This is a genomic window from Pseudomonas sp. IPO3774 (assembly GCF_013386835.1).
In the GTDB taxonomy this organism is placed as follows: domain Bacteria; phylum Pseudomonadota; class Gammaproteobacteria; order Pseudomonadales; family Pseudomonadaceae; genus Aquipseudomonas.
The window spans coordinates 1-22026 of the sequence record NZ_JACAQY010000049.1 but is presented as its reverse complement, the minus strand read 5'-3'; the positions used below and the strand labels follow the sequence as shown (position 1 = coordinate 22026).

Annotated in this window: 16 protein-coding genes; 13 read left to right on the top strand and 3 right to left on the bottom strand. The window is 62.0% G+C overall.

What is annotated here, in order from left to right; all coding sequences use genetic code 11:
* Nucleotides 1-6 precede the first annotated feature (6 nt).
* From HYE77_RS24400 to HYE77_RS24380, 5 genes are all read left to right on the top strand, one after another.
* Nucleotides 7-828 carry a carbon-nitrogen hydrolase family protein gene (locus tag HYE77_RS24400; RefSeq protein ID WP_003216449.1) on the top strand — a complete coding sequence of 274 codons (822 nt, stop codon included), beginning with the start codon at nucleotides 7-9 and terminating at the stop codon, nucleotides 826-828.
* 228 nt (nucleotides 829-1056) lie between these two features.
* Nucleotides 1057-2382, top strand: coding sequence for an APC family permease (locus HYE77_RS24395; protein ID WP_003216451.1), 1326 nt, complete (start codon nucleotides 1057-1059; stop codon nucleotides 2380-2382).
* A 100-nt stretch (nucleotides 2383-2482) separates the two neighbouring features.
* Nucleotides 2483-2755, top strand: coding sequence for a type B 50S ribosomal protein L31 (locus HYE77_RS24390; RefSeq protein ID WP_003216453.1), 273 nt, complete (start codon nucleotides 2483-2485; stop codon nucleotides 2753-2755).
* A gap of 182 nt (nucleotides 2756-2937) precedes the next feature.
* The gene (locus tag HYE77_RS24385) at nucleotides 2938-4284 is read left to right on the top strand and encodes an HD domain-containing phosphohydrolase (RefSeq protein ID WP_177027752.1); all 1347 of its coding nucleotides are present in this window, start codon (nucleotides 2938-2940) and stop codon (nucleotides 4282-4284) included.
* A 48-nt stretch (nucleotides 4285-4332) separates the two neighbouring features.
* Nucleotides 4333-4743 (top strand): NUDIX domain-containing protein, encoded by a 411-nt coding sequence (locus tag HYE77_RS24380; RefSeq protein ID WP_003216458.1) that lies wholly within the window; start codon nucleotides 4333-4335, stop codon nucleotides 4741-4743.
* Between the two features lie 113 nt (nucleotides 4744-4856).
* On the opposite strand, the gene metR is transcribed toward HYE77_RS24380, so the two are convergent.
* Together metR and HYE77_RS24370 are read right to left on the bottom strand one after the other, a co-directional pair.
* Nucleotides 4857-5774, bottom strand: a complete 918-nt coding sequence (gene metR, locus HYE77_RS24375; protein WP_003216460.1) for a transcriptional regulator MetR — start codon at nucleotides 5772-5774, stop codon at nucleotides 4857-4859.
* 96 nt (nucleotides 5775-5870) lie between these two features.
* Entirely contained in the window at nucleotides 5871-11447 is a 5577-nt protein-coding gene (locus tag HYE77_RS24370; protein ID WP_177069601.1) for a dermonecrotic toxin domain-containing protein, read from the bottom strand.
* Nucleotides 11448-11650: 203 nt separating this feature from the next.
* Between HYE77_RS24370 and HYE77_RS24365 the strand changes: the two genes are divergently transcribed.
* Nucleotides 11651-12670 carry an alpha/beta fold hydrolase gene (locus HYE77_RS24365; protein ID WP_003216464.1) on the top strand — a complete coding sequence of 340 codons (1020 nt, stop codon included), beginning with the start codon at nucleotides 11651-11653 and terminating at the stop codon, nucleotides 12668-12670.
* A gap of 62 nt (nucleotides 12671-12732) precedes the next feature.
* The gene (locus tag HYE77_RS24360) at nucleotides 12733-13386 is read left to right on the top strand and encodes a DsbA family oxidoreductase (RefSeq protein WP_177069599.1); all 654 of its coding nucleotides are present in this window, start codon (nucleotides 12733-12735) and stop codon (nucleotides 13384-13386) included.
* Between the two features lie 203 nt (nucleotides 13387-13589).
* On the opposite strand, the gene HYE77_RS24355 is transcribed toward HYE77_RS24360, so the two are convergent.
* Entirely contained in the window at nucleotides 13590-14360 is a 771-nt protein-coding gene (locus HYE77_RS24355; RefSeq protein WP_102369842.1) for a MipA/OmpV family protein, read from the bottom strand.
* Nucleotides 14361-14589: 229 nt separating this feature from the next.
* On the opposite strand from HYE77_RS24355, the gene HYE77_RS24350 reads away from it, so the two are divergent.
* The 6 genes from HYE77_RS24350 to HYE77_RS24325 are packed head-to-tail and all read left to right on the top strand — an operon-like array spanning nucleotide 14590 to nucleotide 21850.
* Entirely contained in the window at nucleotides 14590-15294 is a 705-nt protein-coding gene (locus tag HYE77_RS24350; protein WP_177020513.1) for an MtnX-like HAD-IB family phosphatase, read from the top strand.
* Nucleotides 15287-16681 (top strand): aspartate aminotransferase family protein, encoded by a 1395-nt coding sequence (locus HYE77_RS24345; RefSeq protein WP_003216473.1) that lies wholly within the window; start codon nucleotides 15287-15289, stop codon nucleotides 16679-16681. The genes HYE77_RS24350 and HYE77_RS24345 overlap by 8 nt, the downstream gene beginning before the upstream one ends.
* Nucleotides 16678-17544, top strand: coding sequence for a carboxylesterase (locus HYE77_RS24340; protein ID WP_003216475.1), 867 nt, complete (start codon nucleotides 16678-16680; stop codon nucleotides 17542-17544). The genes HYE77_RS24345 and HYE77_RS24340 overlap by 4 nt, the downstream gene beginning before the upstream one ends.
* A gap of 16 nt (nucleotides 17545-17560) precedes the next feature.
* Nucleotides 17561-18685 (top strand): GNAT family N-acetyltransferase, encoded by a 1125-nt coding sequence (locus tag HYE77_RS24335; protein WP_177069597.1) that lies wholly within the window; start codon nucleotides 17561-17563, stop codon nucleotides 18683-18685.
* Entirely contained in the window at nucleotides 18685-20463 is a 1779-nt protein-coding gene (locus HYE77_RS24330; RefSeq protein ID WP_003216479.1) for a HAMP domain-containing sensor histidine kinase, read from the top strand. Before HYE77_RS24335 ends, HYE77_RS24330 begins: the two co-directional genes overlap by 1 nt.
* On the top strand, nucleotides 20453-21850 hold the full coding sequence (locus HYE77_RS24325) for a sigma-54 dependent transcriptional regulator (protein WP_177069595.1): 1398 nt from the start codon (nucleotides 20453-20455) through the stop codon (nucleotides 21848-21850). The genes HYE77_RS24330 and HYE77_RS24325 overlap by 11 nt, the downstream gene beginning before the upstream one ends.
* The last annotated feature ends 176 nt before the right edge of the window (nucleotides 21851-22026 follow it).

The window sequence follows — 22026 nt, the reverse complement described above, 5'->3', positions numbered from 1 at the left end:
ATAACCATGAAGGTCGAATTTGCCCAGCTGGCAGGCCGCGATAACGGCACAGCTTACAACCTTGAGCGCGCGTTGGCGGCAATTGCTGCGTGTGCGGCGGATACCCAATTGGTCGTATTCCCGGAAACCCACCTGATGGGCTTCCCGACCGCTGGCACCGTGGCCGAGGTGGCCGAGCCGGTGGACGGCCCGACCGTGCAGGCGATTATCCAGGCCGCCCGTGCGCGCAATATCGCCGTGGTGATCGGCATGGCCGAGAGCGACGCGGGCCAATTCTATAACACCACCTTGATGATCACCCCGGACGGCATCGCCCTGCGCTATCGCAAGACCCACCTGTGGGCCTCGGACCGCGGCGTCTTCACCCCGGGTGACCGCTACGCCACCTGCGTGTGGAACGGCGTGCGAGTTGGCCTGTTGATCTGCTACGACATCGAATTCCCGGAAACCGCCCGGGCCCTGGCGCAGTTGGGCGCTGAAGTGTTGATCGTCACCAACGGCAACATGGACCCGTACGGCCCCACCCACCGCACCGCGATCATGGCCCGCGCCCAGGAAAACCAGGCGTTCGCGCTGATGGTCAACCGGGTGGAAGAGGGCGACGACGGCCTGATGTTCGCCGGTGGCAGTGCGCTGGTCGATCCGTTCGGCAGCTTGCTGTTTGAAGCCGGGCGCGGGGAAGGGCAGTTCAGCGTTGAACTGGACCTGGGACAACTGGCGGCGGCGCGACAGGACTATCGCTACCTGGATGACCAGCGCTTGAAATTGCCGGGGGAGGTGATTGAGCGCGAGGACGGGACGCGGGAATTGTTGATCCCCAAACCCTGACACGGGTCTCGTGGCAAGGATGCTGTTGTGGCGAGGGGGCTTGTCCCCCGTTGGAGTGCGAAGCGCTCCCGCTTTTTCTGGGGCCGCTACGCAGCCCAACGGGGGACAAGCCCCCTCGCCACAGAAGCTGCATTTCACCAAAAAGCTGCTTCAACCATAAAAACTATTGCGTTCGCTGCACCGACTTCAGTTCTGCCATAAATCTAATAATTGCGCGGAGAATCGCTCATGGCTCGTTTGCAACGCACCCTGTCGTTAGGGTCGGTGGTGCTGTTTGGCATCGCCTATATGACACCGATCATTGTCCTGGGCACCTTCGGTATCCTGGCGCAATCCACCGCCGGCATGGTCCCGGCCGCTTACCTGGCCGCCCTGGTGGCGATGTTCTTCACCGCCATGAGCTACGGCCGCATGGCCTCGGCGTTCCCGGTGGCCGGGTCCGCCTACAGCTATGTGCGCAAGGCCATCAGCCCCAAGCTTGGGTTTATCGCCGGTTGGGCGGTGTTGCTCGACTACCTGTTCCTGCCCATGGCCATCTGGCTGATCGGCGCGGCCTACCTGCATTCGGCTTTCCCGGCCGTGCCGCAATGGGTCTGGGTACTGGCGTTTATCGGGGTCACCAGTGTGATCAACATCATCGGCCTGAAACTCGCCAACGGCATCAACGCCTTGCTGATGCTGGTGCAGTTCCTGGTGCTGGTCGCCTTCGTCGCGCTGTGCATCCACTACATCGGCGGTGATGCGAGCAAGCCGCTGTGGACCATCACCCCGTTCTTCAACGGCCAGATGCAAATGCCGTTGATCATGAGCGGTGCGGCGATCGCCTGCTATTCGTTCCTGGGCTTTGACGCGGTCAGCACCCTGACCGAAGAAACCCGCGACCCGCGCCGCACGATTCCCCGGGCGATCATGCTGATCACCCTGATCGGCGGGCTGATCTTCGTCGGTGTGTCGTACTTCGTGCAGATCGCCCACCCATCGTTCGAGTTCACCGACGTGGATTCTGCCGCCTACGAGATTGCCCGCAACATTGGCGGCGACCTGTTTGTGTCGATCTTCCTGATCGGCCTGATCGTCGGCCAGTTCGCCTCGGGGCTGTCGGCGCAGGCCAGCGGTTCGCGGTTGCTGTTTGCGATGGGGCGCGACGGGGTGTTGCCCAAGTCGTTCTTCGGTACTTTGCACGCGCGCTTCGGTACGCCGGTCAACAGCATCCTGCTGTGCGCGGTGGTTGCGTTACTGGCGTTGAGACTGGACGTCACCACCTCCACCTCGTTCATCAACTTCGGTGCGTTCCTGGCTTTCAGCCTGGTGAACCTGTCGGTGATCTTCCACTACTGGATCGGTGCCAAGCAGCGCGGTTTGCGGGAGTTGGTGCTGTTCCTGGTGTTCCCGACCATCGGCCTGGTGGCGGATTTGTGGTTGATGGTCAGCCTTGATCACCTGGCGATTTACCTGGGCCTGAGCTGGTTGGCGATTGGCCTGGTGTACCTGGGTTTCCTGACGCGGGGCTTCTCCCGGCAGCCCCCGGAAATGGACTTCCAGGAAGCCGCATAGAAGCTCGGGGTCTATTCTTATTGCAATCGGTTCTCGTTTGGGTGCATCATTTGTGTTACTGTATAACACTTGATGTTCACCCAGACGCCCCGGAGGCCTTATGAAACCTGGTATCCACCCCGACTACCGCACCGTGTTGTTCCATGACACCGCCGCCGACGTTTTCTTCCTGATCGGTTCCACCGTGGAAACGGACCGTACGCAACAACACAGCGACGGCAACACCTATCCCTACGTGCTCCTGGACGTGTCCAGTGCCTCGCACCCGGTGTACACCGGCCAACAGCGCAAGACCCAGTCCGAAGGCCGCATCGCCGGCTTCAACAAGCGATTTGCGTCGTTTGGTTCGGCCGGTAAAACCGCCGAGGCGTGATGCACCGCGCGTTACCTCAGGGCTGCTTCATTCAATGAAGTGGCCCTTTTTTATGCCTATCTGACGAAGTGATGTCGCAAGGCCATCACTGCAAAGAAAAACCGACTAAACTGCTGGGTAATGGCCAGGAGGCTGTTACCTTGACCGTAGGACACGCACATCGACGCTATACGAGGTGCCCCATGGGAGAGTCAGTGACCTTCGCAAATCCCGACCGCCCGGTGGTGCTGTTGATTGACGCACACCCGGACGTGCTGGACCGCCTGACGCAGTTGCTGCGCCTGGAACCCTTTGAATTATGCAGCGCCACCGACGCCGCTCACGCGCTGGCGATTCTGGCGCAGCAACCCGTCGACCTGGTGATGAGTGCCGCGCGCCTGCCGGACATGGACGGCGCCACCCTGCTTGCGCAGATCCACCATGATTACCCGCACACCGTGCGCATCCTGCTGACCGGTGAAACCGACCTGACGCTGATCATCAAGGCCATCAACGAAGGGCAGATCTACCGCTACCTGAGCAAACCCTGGAAAGACGAAGAACTGCTGCTGGCGTTGCGGCAATCCCTGGCCCATCAACACTCCGAGCGTGAGCGCCTGCGCCTGGAGCAATTGACCCGCCAGCAGAACGACGAACTCAAGCAACTCAACGCCAGCCTGGAAAAACGCGTGGCCTCACGCACCAGCGAGCTGCAGCAAACCGCTGACATGCTCGACCTGGCCTACGAAGAACTCAAACACAGCTACGCCACCGGCACCGAAGTGTTCTCGCTGCTGGCCAACCTGCGCTTGCCCCGAGCCAAGCAAACCAACCGGCAGATCATCGAGCTGGTGCGCACCTGGTGCCACGGCCGCGGCCTGGATGAGGCCAGCAATCGCGACCTGACCATGGCCGCCGCGCTCTACAACATCGGCAAGTTGAGTTGGAGCGACAACATGATGGTCTCTCCCAGCGACCTGCTGCACAGCACCTACCGTGAGCGGTACCGGGCGTATCCGGCCCAGAGCGAATCGTTGCTGATGACCCTGGAACCGATGAAAGACGCGGCACGCTTGATCCGCCACCACCAGGAACGCTGGGACGGCAGCGGCTTTCCCGACCACCTCAAGGGCGAAGCAATACCTGTAGGTTCGCGCCTGTTGAAACTGGCGGTGGACTTCATCGAACTGCAACGCGGCTTGATCCTCGAACGGCAGATGAACAGCGACGAAGCGCTGCTCTACATCCGCAAATACGCCGGGCGCCTTTACGACCCGGACATGGTCGAGGACTTCGTCCAGGCGTGCGCCGCGTTCCTCAGCGACGTGACCCTGGGCGACCCGTCGGTGAAGGTCCTGACCACCCGCGAACTGGCCGAAGGCATGGTGCTGGCGCGCAACCTCAACGCCGACAACGGCATGCTGCTGCTCAACGCCGGCAAGGTGTTGAACCTGCCGCTGGTGGACAAGCTGATTGCGTTCGAGGCGATGGAAGGGGCGAAGTACAGCGTGTTCATCAAGGAGCCGGATGAGGCACTGCTTTCGGGGTGAGACCGGTTCATGGGATCCTTGCGCCTTTGTATTCAAGGCGACCTTTTCATGACCTCCACCATTCGCATCGCCGCCGCCCTGCTGATCGGCAGCGACGGCCAGACCCTGCTGGTACGCAAGCGCGGCACCCAGGCCTTCATGCAGCCGGGCGGCAAGATCGATGCCGGCGAGCAACCCGCAGAGGCTTTGGCCCGTGAGCTGCACGAAGAACTGGGCCTGCGAGTTGATCCGGCGGCGGCTGTGTACCTTGGGCAGTTCTCGGCGCCGGCGGCGAATGAGCCGGGGTTTGTGGTGCAGGCCGAATTGTTCCAGGTGCACATCGACGTGCCTGTGACACCGGCTGCCGAGATTGAAGAGGTGCGCTGGATCGACCCGGCCGGTGACGGCGGTTTGCAGCTTGCGCCGCTGACTCGGGATTTGATTCTGCCGTTCTATCGCGCCTCTCTGATCCCTGCCTGATCTTGTGGCGAGGGAGCTTGCTCCCGCTGGGGCGCGAAGCGGCCCCAGGATTTTTGGGTCTGCTGCGCAGCCCAGCGGGAGCAAGCTCCCTCGCCACAGGTATCCGCTACAGGTCAGCGAACGGCGCTGACGCCGTCCAGGGTCGAAAACGAGGTGTCCTTGGCCGTCAGCAGAAAATCACGCATGTACGGCGCGTCCAGCATGTCGGCGCGAATCCCGGCGTACAGCGTGGCAAACAAACCTTTCTCCCCCAGCCGCTTGGCCTTCACATACCCCCGGGAGCTGTATTCATGCAGCGCCCAATGGGGCATGCCGCACACGCCGCGACCGCTGGCCACCAACTGCATCATCATCACCGTCAGTTCCGAGGTGCGCACCTGGGCCGGTTCTACATCCGCCGGTTCCAGGAAGCGGGTGAAGATGTCCAGACGATCCCGCTCCACCGGGTAGGTGATCAGGGTTTCGCTGATCAGGTCTTCGGGCACGATGTACGGCTTGTTCGCCAGCGGGTGCTGGTTGGCCACGGCGAGCATGGCTTCGTAGGTGAACAGCGGTACATAGGTGATGCCCGGCAGCTCCAGCGGGTCCGAGGTCACCACCAGGTCCAGGTCGCCACGGGCCAGGGCCGGCAGCGGCGCGAAGGCGAAGCCGGAGGCCAGGTCCAGCTCGACTTCCGGCCAGGCATCGCGGAACTGGTCGATGGTCGGCATCAACCACTGGAAGCAACTGTGGCACTCGATGGCCATGTGCAAACGCCCGGCCGTGCCGCCGGCCAGGCGCGCGATGTCGCGTTCGGCACCGCGCAGCAAGGGCAGGGTGGCGTCCGCCAGTTGCAGCAGGCGCAGGCCGGCGCTGGTGAAGCGCAGCGGCTTGGTCTTGCGCACGAATAACTGCATGCCCATGCGCTCTTCCAGTTCCTTGAACTGGTGGGAGAGTGCTGATTGCGTCAGGTGCAGGCGCTCAGCGGCCTCCACCAGGCTGTCGGCTTCGCGCAAGGCGTGCAGGGTCTTGAGATGGCGGATTTCGAGCACGGGGTCTCCATGAATATAACTTGTGACAAATTCGGATCGGTTGAGTTTGTCTCATGTTGATAGGCCTGTCGACCGTCGTGCTCAAGTCCCGCCGCCTCACACCCCGGCAAAGTGCCGGGTGGCCAGCGCTCGCCCGATATTGCCGCGCCAGATAGGGTCCACCGCGGTCCCGGCTTGCGCCTGGGCGACTTGCCATTGCAGGCCCAGGTTGCGCTGCTCGGGAATCTTCAAGTGGGCCTTGATGAACTCGTCGAACTGCGCCCCGGCCTTGTCGTAATGAAAGTGCGCATACCACAGGGTGGCGGGCGGCGTTTGTGTCAGGTCCTCAACCACGTATTCCTGAAGGTAATCCGCTCGTCCCTTCTTGCCTTCATTGAGGTTGCGGGCCGGTTCGCCCTTGCGAATCTCCACCACCCGTTGTTCGCGAAGGTAGTCCAGATAGCCTTCGGTGGGGGTTTTGCTGGCGAGGGTCTGGCGGATTCGCAGGTTGCGGCCCTTGATGGTCAGCTCCATGGCCTTGGCCCGCAGTTGGCGCACGAGGTCCTCGGTAGGGTCCAGGCGTTCCAGGCGATTGGCCCGCAGGTTCAACTCGGCCGCTTCACTGACCAGCAGGTGCTCCAGGTCCACCGGCAGCATTTTTTGCTCGGTGTAGGCGGTGGCGCGGCTTTCGTACAGCGCGACGTTGTCCAGGCGAGCCCTGGCTTCGCTCACCACGAACGGCTTGACGTTGGACTCCGGCGGCGCGGGTTCCGAGGCGGCACTGTCCTTGAGCCGGGATTTGCCGCCGGGGCCCTTCACCCAGGTCTCGACGCGCCCGCTGGCGCTCTCAACCTGGTAAGTGGTGGCTTGGGTTTGTGGGTCGATGCTCTCGGTGCCCACCAGGGAAATATTGTCCTCGGTGTCGAATACCCGCCGCACGGGTTGCCCGGCCGGTGGGCGGCTTGCCGGCGACTCCTTGATGGCCCGGCGGGCGAGTTCGATCATCTGGTCAATGTCGACGAAAAACGCACTGAGTTGCGCCTGGTCGAAATGCTGGGGGTAACCGAGGTTCCAGGTGCGGATGGTCAGCCGGAATTGTTCATAGGCCTGTATGCAGTCTTCCAGCACCTTGCGCCGCTGTGTGATGTTGGCGCTGGCGTTGGGCAGTTCAAAATGCGAAGCCCATGCGCGGTTGACTTTGGCGTAGCTGTCCCGGGCCTGGGCCCGCAAGTAGAACCAAGACAGCTCGGCAACTTCGGGGTAAGTCTCAAGGGTATCGAAGCGGTGTAAAAATTTCAGGTGCGTGCGGTAGCTGTCATTGAGCGTACGTCGGAATTGCTCCAGCATCGGGCTTAGCCGGGTACGGTGGGCGGCATCGGTAACCTGATCGAACCAGCGGTTGAACTGGGAAAAGTCGGCATCGATCCGGTCCAGGTCACGCAGAATCTCGCTGCTGATCCTTTTACGCTGCCGCAGGATCTCCAGCATGGCGGGAACGATTGCCAAGGTGTCGAAAACCTCGGGGGAGATAGCGGTCATGTTATGGGTTCCAAGCTCCAGGATCCGTGCCTCGATCTGCTTGAAGTGATAGCGCGCCCGGTTCAGGGTGGTCAGGGTCAGGCGCGCCGCATTGCGGCTCATGTCCTCTCTGATCGCGCGCTGGCGGTTGCCGCTGGTAAAGGGCACGAACTCCGTCAGTTCCTGATACTGGCGGCTGTACAGTTCGATGTCCTGCTCGAAGGATCTGCGGATCGCCGGGCCTGCGCTGTCGGTGCGGGCCATCAGTTCTTCGGTTCGGTTAATGGAGAGCGCAATCAGGTCTTCGCGGCTGTTGATACTGTTGGCCAGCGCCTGTTGGCGGCGCAGGGCGCGGTCGGTCCACCAGCGTGGCAAGTAATCACGGATCGACTGGGGCCAGATCGGATCAAGCACTTCGGCCATATGCCCGAGCACGCTGCCGCCACCCGCCAGGCCGCCCTTGAATGCGCTGCCGTAGACGCCGTAGTGAGTGTCCCATTCGCCGTTTTCATCCAGGGCAATCGGCTGCTTGTAGGTTTTGCTGCGGGTCGGGCTCAGGCGCCAGTCCAGGGGATCGCCGGCCAGCTCAACCTGATAGATGCGCCCGCGCCGCATGATGAAGTCGCCTTCGGTATGCCGGTACACATTGCGATAAAAACCGTGGGTCTGCGGTTGCAGCCCGGCCAGCGAGATCACTCCTTCATATTCATAACCGGCGAAACGCTGTGCCGCCCGCCGAGCCTGGGTGACCGAGGGCAGGTGCAGGCTGGCGGCGCTGCTGGCCAGATGGCGCAATTGACGCTGGCGCGTGGCGGCGCGGGCGTTGACCGGCAGGACGAGGCTGCCCGGCAGAATGTCCATGGCGCAGTCGATCAGCGACAACAGCACCGCCTCGACCTCGGCCAGGCCATGGCCGACGTTCCCGCGCAGGAACGCAGCAGTGGCCAGGTTGGCACTGGACCAGGCGTCATACAACGCGACGACCGAACCCACGAAAGGCACCAGCCCCAGGGCGATTTTCAGGTAGTTGAAGATCAGCCCGGCGCGCAGCGCATTCTGCTCCAGCAACAAGGCCGCGTTGGAGCGCGAGGTCGCGCGGTGCGCTTCTATGACGCGGCCCATATGGGCGTTCAGCAAATGGGCGGCCAGCGAGGTGGTGGCCGGCCACGGGGTCCCGACGGCAAAGACCGGATCAAAATTCCGTTGCTGGGCCTGGGCGATCCGGGCGAGGTGGGCGGCGGTGTCGCCCTTGATGGCCAGGCCGGCCAGGTAGGCGCTCATGCCGCTGACCAGGCTGAGGTCGTAGAGCGCCTTGCGGGCCAGTTCCAGGCTCGCGTAGCGCCGCAGGTCCTGGTTGTCCGGGCTGTTTGGCAGGTACAGCAGGGTTGTGCCGGAGATTTGTTCCTGGATGAAGGTGACCCCTGACAGGGTGGTCGGACCGAAGTCGGTATCTTCACCGCCCGCACTCAGGGTGGCCGGCAGCAGCACGATTTTCTTGTCTTCCACCTGCCAGGCATCCGCGTTGTCGGCGTCGATGGCGATGTTCAGCAGCCGCAGATCGTTGTCGTCGAATCGCCCCAGGGCCCGCGCGCGTTTGCCTAGCAGCATGAGCATCAGGCGCAGCGGCTCGGCCAGGCATTCGCGACGGTGCTGCGTGGTGAAGGGCGCCGCCGCGGGATCACCGAGGAAGGTGCGGGTGATCAAGCTTTCGTAGGCCCCGGCGAGGTCCAGCTCCTTGACCAGGGTCTTCAGGTATTCCAGGGACAGGCCGGTGGTCAGCCGGGTGGTTTCAGGGGCATTGGGGCCGGAGACATCGAGCTTCATGTAGGTCAGGCGCTGGGCCAGCGTCGGGTCGATGTTTTGCTGGGCCAGTTGCAACAATGACAGGGTGCTGCGGCGGGTACTGGGCACCGTCACATACTTGAACGGTGTACCCGGGCCCGCGTATTCGGACAGGTATTCGCGCTCCTGGCTGACCGTATCGGGCAGGTCCAGTTGCACCGACCAGGTGTGTTCAAGCTGGAAGTCTTCGCGCAGGCGTTGGTCCAGGCGGCGCTGGCCGAAGTCGTCGAAGGGTTCCAGCTCGCGCTCGAGCAGTCGCTGCGAGCGATGCAGGGCGCTGATCTGCGCGTGTATCAGGTGCTTGAGCGCCAGGCGTTCATCTGCCGGCAACTGGCTCAACTCCCCAGGCAGTGCCCCGGCCAGGGTGCTGCTGCGTTGTTGCTCGAGCAGTTGTCCATACGCCAGTTCCCGCGCCGGGCACACCGGGGTTTGCAGGGTAAACAGGGTTTGCTCTTTGAGTCTGTCCAGGCCTTCGGTTCGCTCCTGGCCGAACGGAGGCACCGGGAAGAGGGAGATCAGCGCATACGCCTGTTGTTCGCTGGCGTACAGCTGCTGTTGCAACGAGTATTCAATCGGGTCGCCGGTGAGCAGCGACAATTGCAGGGTGACGTCCTGCGCTTCGCTCGACAGCTTGAACAGCGAGTGTTCCAGGGCTTGGCGGGATTCGAAACGCTGCAGGCCCCCTGCATTGCCGGGCCAGTACAGCAACAGGCTGTGGGGCGCCGAAGAGGTCAGCGCGCTGGTCTGGGTGATGAGCAACAGGCCTGTCAGTTCCTCGGAACCTTCCCTTGGGTCACGGCTGGAGAGGATCAGGCGGGTCACCGCGACAGCCGGGCGGCGTTCCGGGGCCGCGGGGTGTTCCGTGACGGCCAGGAGCAGGCCGTGTTCTTCATCGCTGATCTGCTGGAGCGCATGCTGGATGGCGCCCTCGGCGCGCAGGGCGGCGAGCCGCGCCTGGTAGAGCGCGTCATAGTCCGGATTGGGTTTTTGCCGCAGCTCAAGTTGATCGAAGGCGGCTTTTTTTGCCAGCAGGCCGCTGGCGGCATCATTGCCGGCCTGCTCTGCGTCTTTCAGCGCCTGCATCAAACCCTTCAACTGCGCCAGTCGGGCGGTTTGCTCAGGGCCATCGCCCAGGAAGCGCTCCAGTGCGCTGCGTTGCAGCCTGATCGCGGCCCAGCGTTGGCCCAGGGCAATGTCGGCGCTGAGGTGGCCGAAGGGCAGGGCAGGAGGCAGGTCGTCAGCGTCCGGGCCGGGCGTAGCTGCCTGTTGATGCGGTGCGATAAGCATTGGGATTTCCCGGCGCTGGCTGTCCAGGCGGTCGGCATCATCCAGGGCATGGCTGGCGTAACGGGCCAGGTCACTGCCATTGCGATGACGGTTGCGCAGGCTTTCCAGCTGAGCCGCGTGCAGGTGCGACAGCAGGTCCAGAATGCCGTGCTCCAGGGGTTCGGTGCGCGAGCTGTATTCGACGGTGACAGCGTCAGCCGCGACGTCCGGCGGGATCAGTTGCTGATGCGCTGCGACCAGCCACTGCTCCATGTCGCGGCGTTGGCTGAAGACCATCACGCCGGGTTGCCGGCAGGGCAGGTACAGGGTTTGTGTCAACAGCGGCTCCTGGCCCACGGAGATGACCCAGGCGCCAGCCAATTTGACCTTGCTCTGGTCGGGCAGCAGCAACGCCAGCTGGCAGGTCTCGACAGGGCGTACGCCATTGGGGGTGGTGACCGGGTTGAGCACTGTCTGCAACGAGATCAGTTGTTGGGCACCCAGCCTTCCCTGGGCATAGGCCGATTGCCCGCAGGCCTCGAAATGCTGGCAGTACAGTTGTGCCGCCCGCTCGCGACGGGACAACGGCGTACCCGGCGCCCGGGTACTCCAATAGTTTTCCCAGCGGGCGCTGAGCAGTTTCCCCAGGCCCAGTGCCTGGAGCCGCTTGAGCAATTGCACGGGCGTGAGGGCTGACAGGCGGTGGGACGCCAGGCCGACCACGGTGCTGCGCGTATCCAGGGTGGGGGAGATGTCTGGAAACTGGCAGATAAATCCCCAGGCATCCACCAGGCTGACGAAGTGCTCGTCGTGATCTTCGGTCTTGAGAAAACCCAGGCCGACCGGTGCGGCGCCCAGTTGCCAATGCTCTGTGAGCAGTTGTTCGATGGAGTCGCGCACGCCGGGTGCCTGGGCAATCAGTTGATGCAGTTCCTGTTGGCTTTCGCGCCAGCGCGCTGAGGCTTGCAGGGACAGGCTCTGGTCCTGGAGGCGGGCCTGGCCTGGAAGCGACGGTGAGGCGAAGTCGCTCAGGGTGGCAGACGGGGGAAGTAGGGTGAGGTCACTCATGATGGTGTGTTCATGCTCTGGTGAGACCGGGCTTGCCGGTGAATGCACCATTAAAAAGGCGGGGCCAGGGCGTGAGGTGATAGATAGATACGCGGATGACCGTTGGGCGCCCTTCATCAAACTGTCACTGAACTGTGGCAGCGCGCTTGTACAAAGTTCATCAGACTCGCGCTCTACTGGGGTTCTGCGTTTCGGTGTTTTTCATGCGCGTGTTGTTTTTCATGGCCGCTCTGTTATTCGGCCTGCCGTCCTTTGCGGCTTCTCGATGTGATGTGAATGTCCCGACTGAACGGGTTGATCTGGAACAGGTGAGCCTGGCCTACCAGAGCATTGGTCGTGCCTCCGACCCGGCCTTGCTGCTGGTGATGGGCCTGGGCGGGCAGTTGATCCACTGGCCGGACGAAGTGGTGGTGGCCCTGTGTGAGCAGGGCTTTCGGGTGATTCGTTATGACAACCGTGATGTCGGGCTGTCCACCTGGCGCCAGGCACCGGCCAGCGCCAACCTGACCTTTGAAGTGCTGCGCTACAAGCTCGGCCTGCCGGTGGCGGCGCCCTACACCCTGACCGACATGGCGGACGACGCACTGGGCTTGATGGACGGCTTGCACATCCAGCAATTCCACGTGCTGGGCGCGAGCATGGGCGGCATGATCGCCCAGCACCTGGCGGCCATGGCGCCGCAACGAGTGGAAAGCCTGACGCTGATCATGACCAGCTCCGGCGCCGAAGGCCTGCCGGCACCGAGTGCGGCGCTGGTGCAACTGTTGTCGCGCCGCAGCGCGCCCAATCGTGAAGTGGCCCTGGAACAACAGGCCGACCTGCTGGCGGCGCTGGGCAGTCCTTATGTGAAGGATGATCGCAAGGTGCTGTTGCAGCAGGCGGCGCAGTCGTACGACCGGGCGTTCAACCCTGACGGTGTGAAGCGCCAGATCATGGCGATCCTTGCCGAACCGAGCCGGGTGCCGTTGCTCAATCAACTGCGGGTGCCGACGCTGGTGGTGCATGGCACGGCCGATCCGTTGTTGCCGGTGATGCATGGGGTGCACCTGGCGGCGCATATCCAGGGCAGCCAGCTGCGGCTGATTCCGGGGCTGGCCCATCGTTTCCAGGAGGCGTTCAAGGCGCCGTTGCTGGCGGCGGTCTTGCCCTACTTGCAAGAGCATCGGCAGGATGCGGCGCATTGGGCGCAGATCGACCCGGTGGTGCCTGCGAAGGTTTTGTAAGGGCTTGACGGGGTGTATCGTGGGACCTTTCCGGCGTTTAATGCCAGCGAGGTTGCCTAGTCATGAGTACTCCCCTGAAAATCGATTTCGTCAGCGACGTGTCGTGTCCCTGGTGCATCATTGGCCTGCGTGGCTTGACCGAGGCCCTGGACCAACTGGGTCCGGAGGTGCAGGCCGAGATTCATTTCCAGCCGTTTGAGCTGAACCCCAACATGGCTGCCGAAGGGCAGAACATTACCGAGCACATCACTGAAAAGTACGGTTCCACGGCTGAGCAGTCCCAGGCTAACCGGGCGCGGATTCGTGATATGGGGGCGGAGTTGGGTTTTGCGTTTCGTACGGACGGGCAGAGTCGTATCTACAACACGTTTGATGCCCATCGTCTGTTGCATTGGGCGGGGCTTGAGGGGTTGCAGTACAACCTCAAGGAAGCATTGTTCAAGGCGTATTTCACTGACCAGCAGGATCCGTCTGATCACGGGACGTTGGCGGGGATTGCCGAGGGTGTTGGGCTGGACCGTGTGCGGGCAGAGGAAATTCTGGCTTCGGACGAATATGTCGCCGAGGTGCGGGAGCAGGAGCAGTTGTGGGTATCTCGCGGGGTGACTTCTGTGCCTACCATCGTGTTCAACGATCAGTACGCGGTGAGTGGTGGGCAGCCGGCTGAGGCGTTTGTCGGGGCGATTCGGCAGATTATCAGTGAGGCCAAGGGCTGAATGGGGCTGTCAGATAAAAATCAAAAGCAGCCGACCTGAGTGTTAGAAGCAAAAGCAGAGCCGCTTTATGTGGGAGCGGGCTTGCTCGCGAAGAACCAGAGGGCGCCGCGTTGAATCAGGAGGCCCAAGTCATCGTTAACGACCTTCGCGAGCAAGCCCGCTCCCACATTTGGAGCGTGCCCGCCTTTGATTTTGCTGTTGCTTCAATCAAACTTATAGCTGATGGCCGTCTGCACCTGCCCCTGATTCACATCCCCGGTCTCCTTGACGATGCTGCTATTGGCCGCTGACCCCACCAGGTGTATCCAACTGGCACTGGTCAACAGCGACCACTTCGCATCCAAAGGAAACTCAAAACTCTGCGTCAACGTCAGGTTCTGAAACCCGGCACTGGCGTTATACGGCCGAAACCCGGAGGCCGCAGCCTCATTGGCATCCACCCCGAAAAACGTCTGCGCCTGGCGGGCATCGGCAAAGTGCGCCATCAAGCCGGTGCTGCCGATAATGCCGCTCCCCAACGGATAACCCAACTCGCCGCCGAGCTTGCCCACCACGCCGCTTTGATCACGCGCCCCGCCCACGGCCTGACCCACCTGCGCATACACCCGCCAGAACTCAGCCGGAGCGTATTGGATGAAGCCGCCGATCTCGGCCATATCCGAAACATCACGCAAGCCCCGCAGCGACCCATTGGCCGTCCGCCCCGGCAAGTAGTTGATGTAAGGCCCGGCAGTAAAGCCATGGGTATTCAGGGCACTCCAGGTCAGCCCATCGTCGGTACCCAGGCTGACACTCCCCCAATCCAGGTCGAAATACGGGATCGGCCGCGTTTCGTAGCGGCTGCCCGTCGGATCGTGGGGCTGATAGCTGACGCCTGCGCCGGCTTCACCGGTAATTCCGTCCGCCAGCGCAGCGCCGCAAACGCCCCACAGCCCCAGCAAGCCGGTGAATACAGCAAAAGTAACCCTGAACATGGAGCCATTTCCTTTTGTGAACATGCGCGCATGAACGCGCAAACGCCCTGCCTTAGGCAAGCACTCATCTAGGTTGTAGCGAGCTACAAAAATTGTAGCAAGTTCCGACACAACCACACGCCGATACCCGCCAAACCCTTTGAAAACAGGGGTTGGTGGCACTTGGCACACTCCATGCTCTATCCCCTGCAAGCGCAACAGCGCGTTCCTACTTCATAGGTAAATGCAGATGATCCACTGGCATATCGTGTGTGACTTCGACGGGACTATCACTCCTACCGACGTCATCGACAACGTCCTCCAACGCTTCGCCGGCCCCGAGTGGGAAACCATCGAGCAGGAATGGCTGGATGGGCACATCGGTTCGCGCGAATGCCTGAGCCGTCAACTGGCGCTGATCAAGGCGACCCCGGCCGAGTTGCTGGCGTATTTCGACAGCGTCGAGATCGACCCGGACTTCCCGGACTTCGTCGACCACGTCATGGGCCTGGGCGCTTCCATTGAAGTGGTCAGCGATGGCATCGAACAAGGCATCGCGCGGATTCTCTCGCGCAACTACGTGACCTTGCTGCCGATCCTCGCCAACCGCCTGCGCCAGGTCGACCAGAACAGCTGGCGCATCGACTTCCCGTATGCCAGCGACGCCTGCCGTGCCGCCTCCGGCAACTGCAAGTGCAAGTCCACGCCGCGCAACAAGCGCGTGCTGGTGATCGGCGACGGCAAGTCCGACATGTGCGTGGCCTCCACCGCCGACTTCGTCTTCGCCAAGGCCAGCCTGGCCGACTACTGCGAAGCCAACAACATCCCTTACGCGCGGTTCGACACCTTCGCCGAACTGCCGGCATTGCTGGCCAAGCTGCCTCAGGGCATCGCCGCCAACGCCACCTCCTTCAGCACCTCTTCCGACAATCAGGAACTCTTCCACCATGTCTGATATCCGCATCGCTACCGCAGAAGACCAGGTTCTTCTGGATAAAGAAGCCAAGTACTGCTCCTACGGCGACACCGTTCACTACATCGACCCGCCGCGCATTTTCAGCCGCTGCGAAGGCTCCTACGTGTGGGACACCGAAGACCAGGCTTACCTCGACCTGCAAATGTGGTACTCGGCCGTTAACTTCGGTTACGCCAACCCGCGCCTGAACAACGCGCTGAAACAGCAGATCGACACCCTCCCGCAAATCGCCAGCCAGTACCTGCACAAAGGCAAGATCGAGCTGTCGGAAATGATCGCAGTCGACGCCAAGAAAAAATTCGGCCTCGACGGTCGTGTGCACTTCAACGTGGGCGGTTCGCAGTCCATCGAAGACTCCCTGAAGGTGGTGCGTAACGCCACTAACGGCAAGAGCCTGATGTTCGCCTTCGAAGGCGGCTACCACGGCCGTACCCTTGGCGCTTCGTCGATCACTTCGAGCTACCGCTACCGTCGTCGCTATGGCCACTTCGGCGAGCGCGCCAACTTCATCCCGTTCCCGTACCACTTCCGCGGCCCTAAAGGCATGACCAAGGAAGAATACGGCAGCCACTGCGTGCAGCAGTTCGCCCGTCTGTTCGAAACCGAATACAACGGTGTGTGGGACCCGAAAGTCGGCCAGAGCGAATACGCCGCCTTCTACGTCGAGCCGATCCAGGGCACCGGCGGCTACGTGATCCCGCCGATGAACTTCTACAGCGAGCTCAAGCAGGTCCTCGACCAGCACGGCATCCTGATGGTCGTCGACGAAATCCAGATGGGCTTCTGGCGTACCGGCAAGCTGTGGTCGATCGAACACTTCGACGTCAAGCCGGACGTGATCGTCTTCGGCAAGGCGCTGACCAACGGCCTGAACCCGCTGGGCGGCATCTGGGCCAAGGAAGAGTTGATCAACCCTAAGATCTTCCCGCCAGGCTCCACTCACTCCACCTTCGCGTCCAACCCGTTGGGCACCGCGGTAGGCCTGGAAATGTTCAAGATGACCAGCGAAGTCGATTACGGCGCAATGGTCATGGCCAAGGGCAAATACTTCCTGGCCGGCCTGCAGGAACTGCAAAAACGCTTCCCGATCATCGGCGACGTCGACGGCCTGGGCCTGGCACTGCGCTGCGAAATCTGCGGCCCGGACGGCTTCACTCCGGACAAGGCGACCCTGGACTACATGGTCGAGGAAGGCATGAAGGGCGACATGGTGGTTGACGGTCAGAAACTCGGCCTGATCCTCGACGTGGGCGGCTACTACAAGAACGTGATCACCCTGGCACCGTCGCTGGAAATCAGCTACCCGGAAATCGACCTGGGCCTGAAGCTGCTCGAGCAACTGCTTGTGCGAGCGACCAAACGGTGAGCAGCCACGAGATCGACCTCGGTGAAGGTGATGCCGGCTTCGTTCTCGGTAGCGGTCCGATTGGGATCCTGTTGATCCACGGCCTGACGGGCACCCCGACGGAACTCCGTCGGGTGGCCCAGGGGTTGGCCAAGGTCGGTAACTGCACGGTGTACGTGCCGACCCTGGCCGGCCACTGCGGGGACAACAGCGACCTGCAAGCCACCGGCTGGCAGGACTGGTACGAAGGCGTGCGCAAGACGTTCGTCGCGGTGAAACAGCGCCACGAGCAGGTATTCGTCGGCGGCTTGTCGATGGGCGCGGTGATGTCGATGTACGTGGCGTCGCAGTTCCCCGGCCAGGTTGCCGGCTTGCTGATGTACTCCACGACGTTGAAGTACGACGGCTGGAGCATCAACAAGATGGCGTTCATCACGCCCTTGCTGATCCGTATTCCCTTCGGTGTGCGCCTGTTCCGCTTTACTGAAAAGCCGCCCTACGGCATCAAGAACGAGCGCCTGCGGGCGATCGTCGAGCGGCAGATGAAGGAAGGGGAGAGCAGCGAGGCGGGTCTCTTGACCATGGAGGGCGTCACGGTGCGCGAGTTGCACTGGATGAATGCCGTGGTGAAGAAACTCATGCCGTCGATCAAGACCCCGGCCCTGGTGCTGCATTCCATCGAGGATGACATCACCAGCCGTTGGAACGCCGATTACGTGGAACGCCATCTCGGCGGCCCCGTGACCAAGATCCTGCTGGACAACTGCTACCACATGATCACCGTCGACCTGCAATACCGTCGGGTGATCGAGTTGAGTGCCGAGTTTGTCGGGCAGCACGCACACGCCACAGAGGCACCTGAAGATTATCGACAGCTGGCTTGAACCCTAAGGATTTGACGTGATCACCGCCCAAGCCTTTTCGACCATTCGGGCCATCGAACGCAGTGCCTGGAACGACTGTTTTCCCGATGCCCTGGAGGATTGGGACTATTACGTGGCCGTGGAAAACGCCGCTATTGATGACTTTCAGTGGCGCTACCTCGCGGTGTTTGACGATGCAAGGCTGGTGGCGGTGGCGCCGGCGTTCATCACGCGGTATCGCCTGGACACCACCGTGTCAGGCGTAGGCAAGCGCTTTACCGAGCGCCTGGAGCGACTGTGGCCGGGTGTTTTGAAGTTGGGCCTGTATGCCATCGGCTCGCCGGTGGCGGAGCAGTGCAATGCGGGCATCGCCAGCCACGTTGCCGAATCAGGGCGCGAGGCTCTGCTTGCGCAATTGCTCGCTGCCGCGCGCCAGGATGCCGATACGTTCGGCGTCGGGCTGGTGGCGGTCAAGGATGCACCGACCAGGGACGAAGGCTGGTCAAACAGCTGCCTTGGCGCGGGTTTCCAGAGCATGCCCAGCCTGCCAACGGCCTTGTTGCCGATCCCTTTTGGTTCAGTGGACGCCTACCTCGGTTCCCTGGACAAAGCCACCCGCAAGGACCTGCGCCGCAAACTGCGTGCGCCGGGGCCGCGTGTCGAGTGGCGACGCAACATCGACGACGTACTGCCGCGCATCATGGCGCTGTATGAGGTCACCCTGGAACGCTCCGACCTGCAGTTCGAGCGACTGCCGGCGGGCTATTTCACCGGTATCCTTGAACAGCTGAAGGAACGTGCGGTCTGTGTGCTTTATTGGGTGGACGAGCAACTGGTGGCGTTCAACCTGATCCTGTTTAACCGGGATCGCCTGATTGACAAGTTTTTCGGCGAAGACAGTGACTACAGTCGCGAATACAGCCTGGCGGTGCGCAGTTGGTTAACCAACATCGACTACTGTATTCGCAACGATATTGCGTTATATGAATGTGGTCAGGCCGGCTATGCCAGCAAGTTGCTGCTGGGCTGCGAGTTCCAGGGCAACAGCATGTTTTTCCGCCACCGTAACTGGCTGGTCAACCGTGCGCTGTTCGTTGCAAAAGTGTTTCTCCGACCGGATCGATCCGACCCTGCCATGGCTGCTGCGATAAGCGAAACCTGATGATCAACAAGACCCGCCAAAAAGCCCGCCCCTTTGCCATTTCGCGTTGGAGCGTCCAGCGCAAGCTGGTGTTGGCGTTCTGGCTGGTGACGGTGATCCCGACGATGATCGCGGCGGAGCTGGCCGCCACGACGTTGTCGCAGATCTTCGACAGCAACGTGCGCATCTGGCTGCAGGAGTCGACCAAGATCGTCAAGGACGAGATCGGCGACATCCTCCACGACAACGCCCGGGTTGCCCAACTGTTCCTGCGCTATACCAAACCGCCGTCGTCGCGCCAGGCCGAGAAACACGACAAGCTGACCGCCGATATTGCCGCCGCCACCGACATCGACGTGGTGGCGCTGATCCGCAGCAGTGACCACAAAATCGTGTTTACCACCGCCGCCGATGACATCGTCAAGCAAATCAACCTGGCCAGTAATGCGGTGTTGCAGACGGTCCAGGTGGGTGGCGTGACCACCGGGGTTGTGGTGTCCACCTTCGAGACCAGCGAGGACGGCGTCGATTATCAACTGCTGGTGGCCACTTATCTGGACAGCAGTTTCCTGACCAGCGTGGCCGATGTGCATTCCCTCGACCTGCGCTTGTACCTGGCCAACCCCACCGGGTTTTCGGAGATTTTCTCCACCCAGCGCTTCGTCGATCACCCCACGCGGATTCCTTCGAGTATCGAATCCGCGCTGCGCAGCACCAAGCAACCCAGCGAACAATTCACCAACAACTACAGCGGTTTGTACTGGCCGATCTTCAACGATGCCGGCGAGCTGCAAGGGGTGATCTTCAGTGGCTTGCTGCGCCATACCAGCCTGGTGGGCCTGGTGAACCAGAGCAATCTGTTCGTGTTGATCTTCCTGCTCAGCTCGGCGTTGTCCCTTGGTGCGGGCATGCTGGTGTCCCAGCGCCTGACCCGGCCATTGCGGGATCTGTCCGAAGGCGTCAGCGCGGTGATCTCGGGTAACTATCAGCATCGTGTGGCGGTCAGCGGCGGCGACGAGTTGGCGCAACTGAGCAGCACCTTCAACCACATGACCGAGCGCCTCGGTGAGTTGCATCACCTGGAAGCGCAACTGCGCCGCCGCGACCGCCTGCATGCACTGGGCGAAGTCGCGATGGGCCTGGCCCATGAAATTCGCAACCCGCTGGGCATTATCAAGACGGCCACCCAGTTGCTGCATCGCCGCGCCGATTTGCCGGAAACCGACAAGCGTCACCTCGAATATGTGATCAGCGAAGTCAGCCGGATCAACGACCTGATCACCGAATTCCTCGACTTCGCCAAACCCAGTGCGCCGCTGCGCACCGTGCAGGCGGCACGCCCGGTGGTGGAGGAGATCCTCGGCTTCTGCGGGCCTGAGCTTGCGACCCATAACATCGACGCGCAAATTGATGATGCGGCTCCCGGCGCGACGATTTATGCCGATGCCAAGCAGCTCAAGCAGGCGTGCCTGAACCTGATTCTCAACGCCATCGACGCCATGCCCGGAGGCGGGCGCCTGACCCTGGGCATCCACAGCGTGGGCGGCAACACGGTGATCAGCATCGGCGATACCGGCGAGGGCATTGCGCCGGACATGATCGAGCGGATCTTCACACCATTCGTCACCACCAAGGCCTCGGGCACGGGCTTGGGTCTGGCCAAAGTGTTCTCGATCATGGAAAGTCATGACGGCAGCATCGAATGTGTCAGCGAGACAGATGCCGGCGCCACCTTCAGCCTGTACATTCCGGCCCAGGGTGCAGACGACGGCGATGATGAGGATGGTGATGACGCATAACGTATTGGTAGTTGACGACGAACCCAAGCTCTGTGACTTGCTTTCGTCGGCCTTGAGCCAGAGCGGGATCCAGGTGTTTACCGCCGGCAACGGTCTGCACGCGCTCAAGGTGCTGGAGCAGGAAGACATCGACCTGGTGATCAGCGACTGGCGCATGCCCGGCATGGACGGGCCGGCGCTGCTGGCGGAAATCAAGGTGCGCTACCCGCAGTTGCCGGTGATCGTGATGACCGCCTACAGCACCGTGAAAAACGCGGTGCAGTCGATGCGCAACGGCGCCTACGACTATATCGCCAAGCCCTTCGATATCGACGAGCTGGACATCACGGTGGCGAAGGCCCTGCAGTTTCGCGACATCATGCGCGACAACGCGCGCATGCGTGCCGAGTTGGATGAACATGCGCAGTTCGACAGCCTGGTGGGTGACAGCCCGGCGTTCCGCCGCGTGCTGCACGCCGTGGACTCGGTGCGCGACAGCAACGCTACGGTGCTGCTGACGGGCGAAAGCGGCACCGGCAAGGAGATGGTCGCCCGCGCCATTCACAAGCACGGCAACCGCGCCGATAAGCCGTTTGTGGCGGTCAACTGCGCGGCAATCCCCGAAGGTTTGCTGGAAAGCGAGATGTTCGGCCACCGCAAGGGCGCCTTCACTGGCGCCGTGGCGGATCGGGTCGGGCGCTTCATGCAGGCCGACAAGGGCACGTTGTTTCTCGATGAAGTGGGTGACATGCCGTTGGCGTTGCAGGCGAAAATCCTGCGGGCCTTGCAGGAGCGGGTGATCGAGCCGGTGGGTGACCCGCGCGGGCGCAAGGTGGATGTGCGAGTGATCGCTGCCACCAACAAGAATTTGCTGGATGCGGTGGCGAACAAAGAGTTTCGTGAAGACCTTTACTACCGCTTGAACGTATTTCCGATTCCGCTGCCGGCCTTGCGTGAGCGGGTGGAAGATATCGCGCCGCTGGCCCGGCACTTTGCCCAGACCTTGAGTGCCACGGCGGGCAAACGCATCACCGGTTTCAGCCCCGAGGCGTTGCAGGCCATGGCGGCGTATTCCTGGCCGGGCAATATTCGTGAGCTGCAGAACTGTGTGGAGCGGGCGACCATTGTCGCGGCGACGCCGGTGATCGAGGATATTGATTTGCCTGCGTATTTGTTTGCTTCGACGCCTGCTGAGGATGGGGTGGGCGCGATACTCAGCAACGGGCCGGGTGTGCCGCAGGATCTGGATGCGGCGCTGGCTGAGGTGGAGAAGGCTTACATCATGGCTGCGTTGCAGGAGAGCAACGGGGTGCAGGCTGCGGCGGCGCAGAAGATCGGGATTTCCGAGCGCAGTTTTTGGTATCGGTTGAAGAAGCTGGGGATTCAGGTGGACAAGATTGTTCGCTAGGGGGCGCTGAGCGGTTGCTTGGGGGCATATCCGTTATTTAGGTAACGGCGACTTATGGTTCCGCTCTTACAGCGGCTCACTTTTGGCAAACGCCCGGAATGCCGGCCCAGCCAAAAGTAAAAGGTCTTTGCCCCGCCACTCGGTGCCTCGCTTAGGCTCGGCATGCCCGCACTCCG